This window comes from Paenibacillus cellulosilyticus, from assembly GCF_003182255.1.
Lineage (GTDB): Bacteria > Bacillota > Bacilli > Paenibacillales > Paenibacillaceae > Paenibacillus_T > Paenibacillus_T cellulosilyticus.
Window position 1 is genome coordinate 73,012 of the sequence record NZ_QGTQ01000002.1, and the last position, 14,239, is coordinate 87,250.

8 protein-coding genes and 1 pseudogene are annotated in these 14,239 nt (G+C 50.5%); 4 read left to right on the top strand and 5 right to left on the bottom strand.

Annotated elements, in window-relative coordinates:
• Positions 1 to 255 precede the first annotated feature (255 nt).
• Positions 256 to 2,196: a 3-keto-alpha-glucoside-1,2-lyase-like domain-containing protein gene (locus DFQ01_RS03105; RefSeq protein WP_342769976.1), complete on the bottom strand. Its 1,941-nt coding sequence runs from the start codon at positions 2,194 to 2,196 to the stop codon at positions 256 to 258.
• Positions 2,197 to 2,552: 356 nt separating this feature from the next.
• Here DFQ01_RS03105 and DFQ01_RS03110 point away from each other — a divergent pair, with 356 nt between their 5' ends.
• Both DFQ01_RS03110 and DFQ01_RS03115 read left to right on the top strand, forming a co-directional pair.
• Positions 2,553 to 2,777, top strand: a complete 225-nt coding sequence (locus DFQ01_RS03110) for a helix-turn-helix domain-containing protein (RefSeq protein ID WP_006040330.1) — start codon at positions 2,553 to 2,555, stop codon at positions 2,775 to 2,777.
• Between the two features lie 114 nt (positions 2,778 to 2,891).
• Positions 2,892 to 3,014 (top strand): annotated as a pseudogene (locus DFQ01_RS03115) (LuxR C-terminal-related transcriptional regulator); the annotation flags it as partial.
• A gap of 61 nt (positions 3,015 to 3,075) precedes the next feature.
• On the opposite strand, the gene DFQ01_RS30795 reads toward DFQ01_RS03115, so the two are convergent.
• The 4 genes from DFQ01_RS30795 to DFQ01_RS03130 all read right to left on the bottom strand — a co-directional run bounded on the left by DFQ01_RS30795 (position 3,076) and on the right by DFQ01_RS03130 (position 11,737).
• On the bottom strand, positions 3,076 to 3,471 hold the full coding sequence (locus DFQ01_RS30795; protein ID WP_146216829.1) for a hypothetical protein: 396 nt from the start codon (positions 3,469 to 3,471) through the stop codon (positions 3,076 to 3,078).
• Positions 3,472 to 3,823: 352 nt separating this feature from the next.
• Entirely contained in the window at positions 3,824 to 8,800 is a 4,977-nt protein-coding gene (locus tag DFQ01_RS03120; protein ID WP_110042431.1) for a LamG-like jellyroll fold domain-containing protein, read from the bottom strand.
• A gap of 404 nt (positions 8,801 to 9,204) precedes the next feature.
• Positions 9,205 to 10,659: an aldehyde dehydrogenase family protein gene (locus DFQ01_RS03125; RefSeq protein ID WP_110042432.1), complete on the bottom strand. Its 1,455-nt coding sequence runs from the start codon at positions 10,657 to 10,659 to the stop codon at positions 9,205 to 9,207.
• 31 nt (positions 10,660 to 10,690) lie between these two features.
• Positions 10,691 to 11,737 carry a zinc-dependent alcohol dehydrogenase family protein gene (locus DFQ01_RS03130; RefSeq protein ID WP_110042433.1) on the bottom strand — a complete coding sequence of 349 codons (1,047 nt, stop codon included), beginning with the start codon at positions 11,735 to 11,737 and terminating at the stop codon, positions 10,691 to 10,693.
• 132 nt (positions 11,738 to 11,869) lie between these two features.
• Between DFQ01_RS03130 and DFQ01_RS03135 the strand changes: the two genes are divergently transcribed.
• Positions 11,870 to 12,775 (top strand): LysR family transcriptional regulator, encoded by a 906-nt coding sequence (locus DFQ01_RS03135; RefSeq protein WP_110042434.1) that lies wholly within the window; start codon positions 11,870 to 11,872, stop codon positions 12,773 to 12,775.
• Positions 12,776 to 12,977: 202 nt separating this feature from the next.
• Positions 12,978 to 14,111 (top strand): S1C family serine protease, encoded by a 1,134-nt coding sequence (locus DFQ01_RS03140; RefSeq protein WP_110042435.1) that lies wholly within the window; start codon positions 12,978 to 12,980, stop codon positions 14,109 to 14,111.
• Positions 14,112 to 14,239: the final 128 nt, after the last annotated feature.

A 14,239-nucleotide genomic window follows, 5' to 3' on the forward strand; every position in this document is an offset into this window, starting at 1 on the left:
TGGATGTCGCTTACCTTCCTCCTTTCTTCGACGAGTTCGCAGCCGTTATTGGCGGTACTATCAATTTATAGCATCGATACTAGTCGGACTAGCAAATATCATGACTTCTTAGCTGTCACTTTGATGACCTTCCCCCTTCACAAAATGACAACAAACATGGAGAACCCCATCGTTTCTTGAAAAATAAAAAAGTGCCGAGCGCGCGCTGCACGCCCAGCACCTTATTTTTAAAACCCGCAAACTGGTATTGACCGCTTAGAACTTCGCACCAATATCGGTACCCGATGGCGTACCTGCGCCTATCAGATCACTGCCCGTCGCAAGCTTCAAGAAGTTGCCTACGACCGGCGCGCCATTCGCCGCACGCGAGATGCTTGCCGTCAGGCTGACGAAATCAGCGGAGCTGGCCACGAGTCCCTTGGCATTCGTCGATGCGCTGTTCTTCCACCATACGTTCGTGCTGGACACGTCTGTGCCGCTTGTTTTGTCGCTCGAGGCGCCTTGGAAGCTCAGGTTGTTCGTGAATATATGCGTGCCAGCATCAAATGCAAAGTTGCTGCCGCCGTTGCTGTACGACGTATTGTTCGTCATCGTAATGGAGCCTGGATTGCTGTTATACGTGAATCCATGCTTCTTATTGCTGAACGCGATGCTGTTGATGACGATATGGTTAACGGCGATACTCTCGCCTCCGAGCTTAAACCCGTTGCCGTCGCTGTCCGTTGTGCTCGTGCCATCGGACGTCTGTCCGTTATGATGCGCAATGCTATTCTTAATCGTAACCGCACCGATTGCACCTGTTTCCGTCTTCGTGTACAAATCCCACCCGTCGTCGACGTTGTATGCCGAGATGCAGCCATCAAACACATTGCCAGGTCCAACTGTCAGCTTCGCTGCGAAGCCGTCAGCATCTTCCCCGTTATCTGGGTCATAGTTGTCGTGCGAGTATGAGTTGATGATTTCGTTGTACTTCGGCCAGTCTGCGTAGGCGGCCGATGAGGCGTAACGTCCAAGCTGCAGACCCGTATCGCGGTTATGGTCCGTCTCGACGTTCTCGATCCGGTTGTAGTTGCCGCCAACGTAGATGCCGTTGTCGCCCGCTCCTGTCACGCGAACGTCCTTCACGAGCCAGTAATGGCCGAACACTTGCAGACCACGCTGCGAAGAATCGAAGGATTCACCGGAGAAATCAAGTATCGGCTTCTCGCTGTTGTAGGCTGCAATTTGTTTACGGGAGCTAGTCGAGGAACCGCTGTTATCGCGCTCAATCGTGAGCGGCGAGGAGTAGCTGTACGTGCCCCCGCGAAGGTAGATCGTCTTGCCTGCGGCAATCTTCGTCAACGCCGATGCCAGCGTCGTTGGTTGGCTGAGCGTACCTGGGTTGCTTGCCACGCCATCCGGCGCTACGATCAGATCACCCGTTGCAGGCGTCGTTGTGCCTGTGTCCGTTCCTGTACCTGGATCTGTCGTAGACGAGCTGGACAAGTCCGAGACGACGATGTCGTCGTACTTCGTTGCCGTCTTGAAGGCGACAAGCCCGACAGCACCGCTCGTCAGAGACGAATCGGTGGCCGATAGTTGGAGGACGCCGTTGACGTACATTTTGAGCGAGCTGCCATCCATCTCAAGCTTGATCGTATACCACGTACCAGCGGAAAGCGCATACGACTTGGTTGCCAGCGTCGTACTGGATCCGCTTACTTTTTTGCGCAGCTCAAGTGTTCCGCCGTTGCTGTTATCGAACGATGCCGCATAATAGTTGTTGCCGTCCGTATAGCGTCCCGCCAAATAAATCCGGTTGGAGCCATTGAAGCTGTCGACCTTGATTCGCGACTGAACACTGTAGTTCGTCCATGATGCGCTGCCGCCGGACGTCCGTCCTTCTGAGCTTGACGATTGGTAGTACACATAGTTGCCGCTGTCTTGTACAACCGACCACGTTCCCGTCGTTGCGGTCCAGCCATTCGCGTTGCCGTCATCGAAGTTGTCCGTGAACAAATCAGCCGCTTGTACCGATCCTCCCGACCACATGCCTACCGCCATGACTGCCGCCAGCAGTCCTCCACTTATTCGCTTATTCATGCGCTTCGTCATTATTACGCCTCCTATTGGTTTACAAAATGCTTGTTCGCTCGCAACCCGCTTACGATTGGAATAGGATAAAGCAGATATCGTTCTCGTCATGACGGATGTCATGCCTCCTGAATGCCGACCGTACGAATCGATCTTATTTGCGTGATCTAAAGCGTTGTTCTCACCTCCTGTGGGCTCGAGTTGAGCGCTGTGCTGTCGGCCCCCCTGCCGACACCTGTATCATAGCGGCACGGCTGTGCATTACTGCAATAATCATGTGCTCACATTCGCAGCAGGGCGAGTGACGGCAAGGGTTTGCCTCGCTGTTTAATGCTGCTTATTATCTTGATCTCAGGTTAGAAACAAGAGCCCATTTTGCCCGGTACATCGCACCATCCGTTCGTCTAGTTCATAAGATAAGTTGACTGTATCCCTTAACCTTGTTAAACCATACAAACCCGAGCAAGGAGGGGTGACACTTGAAGGGCAGCGACCACAAGAGCAAATTTTTGTTGACACATCGTGAACGTGAGGTATTCGAGCTGTTGGTACAGGATAAGACGACAAGAGATATTGCTCAGCAACTGTTTATCAGCGAGAAAACCGTGCGTAATCATATTTCCAACGTAATGCAGAAATTGAACGTCAAAGGTCGTTCACAAGCAGTTGTCGAGCTGATCAAGCTTGGGGAGCTACAGATCTAATCAGCGTTGATCGTATAGATCCAGATTCGTTATGGAATCGGCCTTCATATTGGTGTTTCCGGTTAGGAGACATGAATGTGGAGGTTTTTTTGATTTTGGTGGGGGTATTTCGAACTGTTGGTACAGGATAAGACGATATGAGATATTGCTCAGCAACTGTTTATCAGCGATAAAACCGTGCGTAATCATATTTCCAACGTAATGCAGAAATTGAACGTCGATGGTCGTTCACAAGCAAAACAAAACAAGCGATGCTTATCGAATAAGCGCCGCTTGTTTATGGATAAGAGGCCATCTTTCAGTGAGACGCCCTTGTTATTTCATTCAGAAACCGATACCCCGCCAGAAACCCTGCCATATAACCGGCGTCACATGCTTCGAGCTCCAGGTAGCCAATCTCGGATCGCAAATTGAACAATCTCGCTTTCACTTCATCCGATACATGGTCCTGCAGCGAATCGAAGAGCTTATCTACTTTACCGGATTGGTTATGAAATAATTCATATTCGATACCCGAATGTTCAACCTCGTATTTCAGCTGCGTAGCGGCGATTTGTCGTAAGACGAGCCGCATCCCTTCTTCATAAACGCCTGCCATCCGCTCCAATTGTTCGCTTTTGATAGGGACACCATGTCGGTCCGCAACCTGTGCAGCCTCTAATAGGGAAACCATGCCTCGATGAATACCACTCATGACTAGCCCTCCTTGATCGTCTATCATCCTCTTCTTAAAGAGGTTGTTCCAAAAGTCCATCTTTGATCACGAAGCAGCACAAGAAGCGTAATCGGCATCGAATCTTGAATGGAGCAGAGACTTCCGGTTCTCACGTAGCACATCACTACGCTCCGATCCTCATTCCTTGCTCTCATACAACCTTCTTGGTGCTGAAATCCGAACTTTTTGAACACGCACTTAAAGTCTATTAATCTATATTCTTGAAAATAGAAAACTAGAACAAAAGAAATCCCCGCACAGCGAATCCTGTCGGACCCACTGCGCGGGGATTAATCGTTCTAGCCGTCCAAGCGCATCACTGTGCTGGACCTTATGGAACTGGTACTTCCTCTACTGGCTGCAGCGCTTGAACTTCATCAGCCGTCAATGCACGATCGTACACTTGAAGCTCATCGATCTTGCCTTTGAACGGTGCATCCCAGTAGTTAACGCCAAGCGCGAATAACCCATTATCCGTCGTGAATATGTTAGGGAAGTTCGTACCCGTAACTTTGGCTACGCCATCCACATATATAACAACTGTGCCATTGTTGACCGTGAACGTGATTGTGACCCATTGATTGAGTGGGATTTGCTCACCGATCTGGGCGTCATTATAGTACGGAGAATTTGCGATATTCTTATTCGCCCACAGCTGCGTTGGCTGTGCGTCGCCAGTACCTCTTGGAATAAGGCTGATCCACTCCGTACCAGATAGTGCACCAAAGAACGCTGTCGTGTACTGCGATTCTTGTGTCAGGTAGAGCGACATCGAAACCGAATACGAGTTTCCGGAAATCAACCCATTAGGGAGACGAATGCCGGAAGTGCCGTTAAATACCGCTGCTTGACTCGAGCTCGTTACACCGGTGTCAAATGTAATATTCCCACCTGTGTTATCGATGCGATTACCCGTAACCGTGCCTGTCGAGCTGCTGAACGAATCATTCAAATTACCTTCAAACTTATACTGCGCAATTGCACCGTCTGTAACCGTGACCGTGTAGGACGCCGTCTTCTCGCTGCCATCTGTTGTCTTAGCTGTAATCGTCGTCGAACCTACTTGCAGTGCAGTAACTGCACCCGTACTGTCAACGATTGCAACATCCGAATTGGAAGAGCTCCAGTCCAATACTTTATTCTCTACAAATTTCGGTTCGAAATTGATCGTAGGCGTAAACGTGCTGCCTACGGACATGCGTTTCTCCGTAACCCCGAATGTGATCGAGTCGATCTTCACCGTATCATCGTACACCATGTCTCTTACTTCGTTCGGAGACAATACGCCTTCATAGATGCGCAGATCATCGATCATCCCTTTGAATGGCGTATCCCACCAGTTAATGCCCAGCGTGAAGGTGCCATCCGCATTTGAGAACAGATCCGGGAAGTTAGAAGCTGTAAATGTCTTCACGCCATTGACGTAAATAATGACCGCTCCGTCTTCCACCGATACGGCGATATGGCTCCACTCGCCTGTTGGAATCGTCGTGCCGGTAATGCCGTCGAACCATTGATCGTTCGTCGCGCTAAGATCACGTGCCCACAGCATCGTTCCGCCGTTCCAGCCTTTTGGCTGCATGCTGATCCAGCTGTCCCCGTCTGTTGCACCGAAGAAGGCCGTCGTATACTGTGTCAATACATCTGGTTTCATCCAGAACGAGAACGAATATTTGTTGCTGTGAATGAGGCCGCTTGGCAGCATAACACCAGAAGCGCCGTCAAATACAGCAGCATTGCCTTTGTAGCCTGCAGCGAATGTAATGTTGCCGCCTGCTGCACCAATCAGGTTGCCTGCAACAGTTCCCGCAGCGAACGTTCCCGTGCTGTCGTCTAGATTGCCATCAAACGTATAGTTAGCTGTCATCGTTGCTTTAATCTTCGGTGGTACAGTCACTGTGAACGTCTTGGTTGCTGTCGTCGAACCCTTCGTTACCGTTGCAGTCAACTCAACAGCACCTGATGGCTCATCCCATTCCGGACGCGTTACTGCACCAGTCTCCGACACGATGCTAGCATTGGACGTCTGCCATGTAATCGTCGTATGACGTGTACCTTCAGTCGGAAGGCTCAAGTCGGATACAACATTGGTCGTATCGCCAAGATCGATGCCATTCACGACATCGCTAACAACCTGCTGCTCGGTCTCGTCCTGCAGTTTGCTGCCCCAAATCGTAATGCCTTCGCCGGACATCGCCGTGAACGTCATAACGCCTCGTTGCGATGTGCCGTCCCACTCGCGTACGAATACGCCTTTGTAAGTTGCACCGCCGACAGTAATCGTCGCTTCATTGTCGCCAGACAGGCTCCACGTACCTTGCTCATCACCAGTGACCGTATGATTAGCATTCAATTGAACGAATGTCGAAGTCGTCAAGTCCTTCGTTGTTGTCTTGCCATGATTAATAAACTTGTATTCGCCAACGATATCCTGCTCTACTACTTGATCCAGCTTCTCGCCCGAATAACGATAAGGCGATACGATCGGCCAGTTGTCCTCGTTCAAGAACATTTGATGGACGCGAACTTCGTGACCTTCACCTTGGTTCGGGAAGCGCGAGTGGAAGATCAAGAAGTATTGTCCCGTTTCCTCGTCAATATAAACGGAGTTGTGGCCCGGCGATAGGTAGCCGATGCCATCGCCCGTTCCAGGGTCGCCTGGCAGACGCTCGAACTCGTAGTTACCGATCATTTTGTTACCATAATCATCGTTATTCGCACTCGAATTCGGAAGTACTGCGCTTTGCCCTTTCGCATCAAGGAAAGGACCCGTCGGCGAAGTCGAGCGGAACATCCGCATGTTGTAGCCGCCATCCGAAGCCAAACCGCCATACGTAACATTCAGGAAGTAGTAGCCCGTATTCTCGTCATACACAACGAACGGACCTTCACCAGATTTACCGTAGCCGCCAGCAACTTTCGTACCGAAATAACGGTCAATCATACGGCCGTCTTCCGTCGTGCCGTCTGCACCTGGATAGATCGCTTCGCCTGTTGCCTTATCGATCTCCAGTGCGAAGATACCGCCGGACCATGAGCCGTATACCATCCACAGCTTGCCGTCCGTGTCATAATACAACGCCGGATCAATCGCGTTCGGATACTGGCTGTTCTTGTACGAGCCGTCTGTATTGAACCAGCCGTTATTCTCGCCTTGGAGCGTACCGCCGTCAATCAGATTCTGGATGTTCGTGTTCTGCCAGTTCTTATTAACCGTGCTGTTCGCATCTGTCGCATCGTTCTGCGTGAAGCCGGAGTACATAATCGTGTCTACGTACGTATAAGGACCCTCGATATTCTGCGATACGGCGTAACCGATCGCCGAACGGATATACGTCGCAGATGTACAGTAGTACATGACGTAAGCACCTGTCGTGCCATCTCCATTGTCATAGTCCTTATTGTAGAACACATATGGCGCCCAAACGGAGAAGCCGCCTTTGCTGTCGGCATCGTTCTCGCCTGCCCATGCGAAGGAGCCATGCAGGTTCTCTGACAAATTACCGAAGAGGACGTTTTCCGGTGTCGTGTAGCCGTTCGTGAAGCGCGTCCAGTTCATCAGGTCGCTCGATTTAGCCGCCTCAATGTGTGAGCCAAATACGTAGAACTCGCCCGTATCCTTATCGACTGCGATCGATGGGTCATGTACGGATACGTTCGTGAACGAAGGCTTCGTTACCGTAACCGTAACCGAATCCGATAGCGTGGAATTCGACTTCGATTGTGCTTGAATGACTGCAGTACCGGGAGCTACTGCCGTAACTTTACCCTGCGAATCAACCGTCGCTACCTCTTTGTTGCTCGATGACCATTGAAGGCTCTTGTCTGCGGCATTAGCAGGCGACACCGTAGCGGTAAGGCTCTTCACATCACCCACCAGCAAGCCAAAATCTTCTCGCTGATCAAGCGCGACCTGCGTTACCGCTACTGGCAGCGTTACAGAACCACTCGAGCCAGATCCAGAACTTCCAGTCCCACCCGTGCTGCCTGTATTACCCGTTTCACCTGTGCTGCCTGTACCGTTCTGGAACACCAGCTTTGCAGCCGACTTCGGATCAGATGCGTTTACCTTGCCGCTGCCCTTCACTTGAATGCTGCCATCAACCTTGATGACAACCTCTTTCACTTCGCCCTTCTCATCGATGTTCAGGACGGCTTGTTGCTGGAGATTCAAGTTATTAATAATACCTGCAAGCAATTGAAGCTCTGGTGTCGTGAGTGCACGAACGTCTACATTATCGAAGTTGCCTTCGAGCTGAACCGTTGCTCCTGCAGACATCGATTCGTCGAGAATAACCGACGAGAAGCCTTTGCCGTCCGCATCATTCTCCTCAACCAGCTTCGCACCGGAGATCACGAAAGTTTGCTCAACCGTCGTATCGCCTTTGGTCACAACGCGAATCTGACCATTCTTCTTATCGATAATAATCGACTTGATCGTCGAGTCGTTCAGCTTGATGCTGTTGACGCCGCCGCCGTTAATATGTACTTGTCCTTTAACGGTAACGCGGTTAAGGTCAACGTCCCCTTCGCCAACGCCTGCCGTCAGAAACAGGTCTCCTTCGATTACCGTATCTTCCAGCACAACACCTGGTTTGCTGATGACCATATTACGCGTAGTTAAATCCGAATACGTTCCGGCTGCATTCACAATCTCGCCGGACAGGTTATTCATCATGCGAATAGCCTCTGCGCGTGTAATCGACTTATCGCCGCCGAACGTACCGTCTGGGTAACCGTTTACATATCCGTCATTGACTAATGTCTCTACCGCTTCTTTGCTCCACGCCGGCAGCGATGCAACATCGCTCAGTGACGTCGCTGCATTCGATGCAGCAAGCTCGAAGCCTCTGTACAGCATAACGGCTGCTTCTTTGCGGCTGATTGGCGCATTCGGATGAACGGAGCCATCGCTATATCCCTGGATAATGCCTGCAGCGACCGCCTTCTGGAATGCCGCATACGAATAATCCGTTGATTTCAGATCCGAGAACGATAAGGAAGCCTTATCTACAAAATTAAACACACGATCAAGCAATACAACGAACTCTGCCCGCGTAATCGCTTGGTTAGGCTTAAACGTGCCATCGGCATAGCCGGTCAGCAAATGCTTATTGAACCACGTTGCGAAATCCCCTTCAGCCCAGTGGCCTGCAACATCTGAACCTTGAACAGCGCTGCTATTGCCTGCGGCACTTGTATTGTCAGCTGCATTCACTGCACTGATATCGCTGGCAAAAGCGCCAGACGGTACGATCATCGACGCCATCAGCAGCATGGCAATCTTACGTTTCATCGATTGTTTCACGATTGGTTAATACCTCCTATTAGGTGGCTTCTTGAAGTGTGTGACATTACGGTTATTCTGCATGCGCCATTCTAGTGTGCTGCACGCACCACCTCCTGGTAATAATAACGCTTACAAAACTATGCCAAGCTGAACATTCTGAGATACTTCCTGTAATAAGGTGTTTCTAAATCGTTCAAAAGGTAAGAAGGCAAGAAAAAATGAAGGCGCATACAAACTGAGGATATTAACAATATTATTACTTAATTAAGCAATATTCAAGTCATTTTTATTAATAAATATATTAATCTAAAAACGTAGTACTTTGTCATCCTATGTGGAATAAGCACGCCTCAAAAAAGAGCCTCAGCGCGTCATGCGCTAAGGCTCTTCATCATCCATATATCCCCATAACAGTTGGGTTTTTAGAACGGGAATTTACGTTCTTCCTTTTGCACCGAAATCCATTTCGACGTTGTAAATTCCTCAAATCCGATCTCGCCGTGGTAGCGTCCGATGCCAGAAGCTTTCTCTCCACCGAACGGTGCATTCATATCCATATTAATCGTCGTATCGTTCACATGCGTCATCCCGCTCTCGATCGCAGAAGCAAACGACATTGCGCGATCCAGATCTGTTGAGAACACAGCGCTCGACAAGCCATACTCGGTATCATTGGCAATTGCCAACGCTTCTTCTTCCGTCTCGAACGGAATAATGGTCGCAATGGGTCCAAAAATCTCGGTGCTCGCAAGCTTCGACTTCGGATCAACGTCCGCGAAGATGAACGGCGTTACAACGTTGCCGATGCGCTTGCCTTCAAGCACAAGACGCGCACCCTCTAGCTTTGCTGCTTCGGCGATGCCGAGCACCTTCTGGACTTGGCGTTCATTAATGAGCGGCCCGATAACCACCTTCGGATCAGCTGGGTTGCCGAATGCCACCTGCTTCGAACGCTCCGTGAAACGTTCTACGAAGGCATCGTAGTGCTTGCGATGTACCAGGAAACGATTTGTACAAATACACACTTGGCCGGCATTCATATATTTGCTGAATACAGCCGCGTTAACCGCTTGGTCCAGATCAGCGTCTTCCAGCACAACGAACGGGTTGTTGCCGCCCAGCTCCAGCGACGTACGCTTCAGGTTCTTGCCGCACAGCTCGCCGATATGGCGGCCGACGCCTGTCGAGCCTGTAAACGAGATGATGCGCGGCACTGGATGCTCGATCATGTAATCGCCCACCTCTGCGATATCGTAACCAACCACGTTTACGATGCCCTTCGGCAAGCCTGCCTGCTCAAAAATCTCAGCGACAATCGGACCGCCCGACATGAACGTTTGCGTATCCGGCTTAATCACGATTGCATCACCGGCTGCGACAGCAGGCGCAACAACACGCATCGCCATGTACAGCGGGAAGTTGAATGCGTTGATTACGCCGATAACGCCTAGCGGATAGCGGTACACATGATTTTCTTTGCCAGGCAGTTGAGCTTGGAATACTTGCGGCTGGAACATCAGATCGACATATTCGATTGCCGACATGATCGAACCTGCGGCAGCCATGAACTCGGACATCGTCTTCACGAACGATGCGCCCGTTTCTTTGACCATGAGCGCAACAATCTCGTCTTTGCGGCTCATCAGAATTTGTGCGGCACGACCGAGTACTGCCTTACGTTCATCAGCCGAAGACTTCGCCCATTCCTTCTGTGCGGTCTTCGCTGCGTTGTACGCTTCATCAATATCGTCACGGTTCGCCAGCTTGATCTGGCAGATCACTTCGTTATCGAATGGGTTGATGTTATCAAATACTTGCTCGCTCGAACCGTCGCGCCATACGCCGTTGATGTACTGCTTGTTGTAGTTATCAGACATAAGGAGTGCCTCCGATCTTATCGCTTTATCATTAGAATTTCGTAATAACCGTCACGCCGAAGCCTGCATAGTTCGTCATATCGTCGAACGCTTCGTTGATTTGTTCCAGTGCGATTTGCTTCGTTACGAGCTCGCCCGGCTTCAGCTTGCCTTGCTCCACCATGTTCAGCATGTTGCGATACTCTGGAATTGGCATCGATACCGAACCAACCAGTTGGAGCTCGTTCATCGTAATCAGGTTAACCGGCACTGGCGTCATGCCGCCGTTCGGATTGGAGCTGATGCCGAGCTGTACGTGACGACCGCGCTTCGTCAGACTGAGCAGCGAGTTGATAACCGTATCTTGGATGCCAAGTGCGTCGATCGAGATGTTCGCGCCGCCCTTCGTCAGCTCTTTGATCGCTTGCGGTGCGTTCACGTTCTTGCTGTTGATCGTTGCGACTGCACCGAATTTTTTCGCAAAATCAAGCTTGTCGTCCGCGATATCCACTGCGATGACGTTCGCGCCTGCAGCCGATGCGATCTGGATCGCGGACAGGCCAACGCCGCCGGAACCGTATACGGCTACCCATTCGCCTGGACGAACCGCACCACGGGATACTACGCCATGGAATGCCGTCATGAATCGGCAGCCCATTGCGCTTGCCGTCAGGAAGTCGATGCTGTCCGGCAGGTGAAGCAGGTTCAAGTCAGCATTCGGAATGTGAATGTACTGCGCGAAGCCGCCTTCGAAGCTAAAGCCAACCATCTTCATGTTATCGCATACGTTGTGGTGGCCAGCTTGGCAGTGCGGGCATGTGCCGTCGCCTTGGCTGAAAGGCACGATAACGCGGTCGCCTTTCTTGAAATTGCGAATGTTCGAGCCAACCTCTTGTACGATACCGCTCATCTCGTGGCCGAGAATATGCGGAAGCTCCTTCATTGCGTTCTTCATATGGCCCGTCCAACCGTGCCAGTCGCTGCGGCATACGCCTGTTGCTTCTAATTTAAGAATAACGCCGTCTGGTGTAAGCGTCGGATCTGCGACCTCTCGTACAACCAACGGTTCATTAAACGCTTCCAATACTGCAGCTTTCATATAAGAGTCATCTCCGTGTGAATGTTTTATGAACTTCGTCCTTAATTATAGGCACGGGGATTACTGATGTATAATACATAATAAACTATGGTATGATAGCCTCTAGTCTATGAGTAAGGAGAAATGAGTGTAATGGAGCTGCTTCAGCTAAAATACTTCCAAACCGTCGCAAGGTTGGAGCATATTACGAAGGCAGCGGAGGAGCTCAAGATTGCGCAGCCTTCGCTGAGCAAAACGATTACAAGATTAGAGAGTCAGCTCGGCGCCCCTCTCTTCGACCGGCAGGGCCGCAACATCCGGCTCAATCCATTCGGCAAAGCGTTTCTTGTACGAGTTGATCGGATTTTCCGCGAGTTGGACGAAGGCGTTCGAGAAGTACGCGACATGGCTGGACTTAACCGGGGAAGTATTACGTTGTCCGCCTCTATCGTCAGCATGCTTCCTGATCTAATAGGAGAATTTTTAGCGCTGTATCCTAATGTGCATTTGCGCCAGGTGCTAGAACCATCGACGGTTATCAAGCGCATGCTGGAGGATGGCGAAATCGACCTGTGCATAACAGCAGAACCGATAGAGGGCCCAGACATGGAATGCCTGCCGCTTCGAACAGAGGAAATTTTCGTCGTCGTCCATGATCAGCATCCACTTGCAGGCAAATCGTCCGTATCGATCTACGATCTCAAAGACGAGGTGTTTATTGGGCTGCAGCAGGGCTTCTGGTTCCGTACGATGATTGATAATTTGTGCAGACAGGCTGGCTTCGTGCCCAATATGAAAATCGAGGTCAACGAATCCGATGCGCTTGTTCTGCTTCTTCGCAGACATCTCGGCATTCTATTCGTCCCTGAGACGGCTTGGCGCAAGCGGGCAGAGTTTATGCCCCATCGTCTCCGAATAACCGATCATCCGAATTTTGTCGTGACGACGGGCTTGGTATGGTCCAAGAAACATTATCTATCGATTGCCGCGCAGAGGTTCCGAGAATTTATTATAGATTTCTATAATAATGAACAAGGCAATTCGCTGAATAATCATTAAAACCATTATATCTGTCTCGGTAATCTATGGATTATCGGGGCAGATTTTTCATTTTCAAGAAACGTTCAGGTTCGTTTTATGATGCTTAAAGGTTTATTTAAGACTCGATTAAGGTTCGGCCTTCATGATTAAGACACAAACAAATCCCGCACATAAACAAAAAAACAACTGCCACATAGACGGGCTGAGGAGGAAATTAATCATGATAAATGATAACAATAATAATAATAATAACAATAGCAATAACGAATGGATCGAAACGCAGCAATCCGAGGACGGTACGTACATTGCAACATTTGGTAGAGGTGCTAGATCAAGATCATCGCAACCTGCTTCTACTCCTACTAGAACAAGCCCAGCTAGACGGTCGATTCTCCCGTTCGCCGCAGCTTTCCTAGCAGGTGTCGTCACAATTGGCGGTTTCATGTACGCCGCTGACCAAAGCAACTGGTTCGGGAGCAAGACAGTAGCTGTCGTTCAGACTTCAGCATCGACATCTTCGACTGCTGGACAAGGCGCAGGCATTACAACCGCTTCTGCATCGGTATCGAACGCTGTTGAGACGGGTAACATCTCGTCGATCTACAGTGCAGCAAGCCCTGCCGTTGTTAAAGTCGAAACATTCGTCGAGCAGCAGCAGCAGAGCCTGCCGACGAGAGGCGGTATTTGGTTCGAGCCAGGCACACGCGGCGGCAGCGGCTATGCGCCTGATGGCTCGCAGAGCGGACAAAGCAGTCAAAACGGACAGAGCAGCCAAGACACGCAGAGCGGCAGCCTTGAAGCGCTTGGTACAGGAACGGGCTTTATCGTCGATGGATCGGGCTATATTATGACGAACCAGCATGTTATTGCCGACGCAGACGAGATTCAAGTAACGCTGGAGGGTGAAGAAACGCCATATACAGCAACGGTAGTTGGAACGCGTGAGGACCTCGATATCGCGATTCTGAAAATCGAGAAAACGGACGGCGGCAGCTTCCCTACCGTCTCGTTCGGTGACTCGAATGCTGCAAACATCGGCGATATGGTAGTTGCCATCGGCAACCCATATGGCTTTGATCAAACGCTGACGGTTGGTGTACTCAGCGCGAAAGAACGTCCAATCCAAATTCAAGACGGCGACACGGTTCGCAACTATGAGCACCTGCTGCAAACGGACGCTTCGATCAACCCTGGTAACTCGGGTGGTCCACTCCTGAACGCAAACGGCGAAGTTATCGGCATGAACACGGCTGGCGAAACAGACGCACAAGGTATTGGCTTTGCTATTCCATCCTCCACGATGCAAGAGGTGTACAATGAGCTTGTCACCTCGAAGAGCAGCGTGAATATGTAATGAACGCTGCTGCGATTGGGCACACTGTCGATAATGACATCCAGTGCTGACAATCGCGGAACGTATTGAAAATATCCCCGCTGCGATCGATGCAGCGGGGATATTTTTGCATAAAAGAAGATGGCCGA

Bases quoted from the DNA above. Each gene is read 5' to 3' on its own strand.
- DFQ01_RS03130 (WP_110042433.1), bottom strand. From the start codon at position 11,737: ATGAAAGCTGCAGTATTGGAAGCGTTTAATGAACCGTTGGTTGTACGA.
- DFQ01_RS03125 (WP_110042432.1), bottom strand. From the start codon at position 10,659: ATGTCTGATAACTACAACAAGCAGTACATCAACGGCGTATGGCGCGAC.
- DFQ01_RS03135 (WP_110042434.1), top strand. From the start codon at position 11,870: ATGGAGCTGCTTCAGCTAAAATACTTCCAAACCGTCGCAAGGTTGGAG.
- DFQ01_RS03140 (WP_110042435.1), top strand. From the start codon at position 12,978: ATGATAAATGATAACAATAATAATAATAATAACAATAGCAATAACGAA.
- DFQ01_RS03105 (WP_342769976.1), bottom strand. From the start codon at position 2,196: ATGACATCCGTCATGACGAGAACGATATCTGCTTTATCCTATTCCAAT.
- DFQ01_RS30795 (WP_146216829.1), bottom strand. From the start codon at position 3,471: ATGAGTGGTATTCATCGAGGCATGGTTTCCCTATTAGAGGCTGCACAG.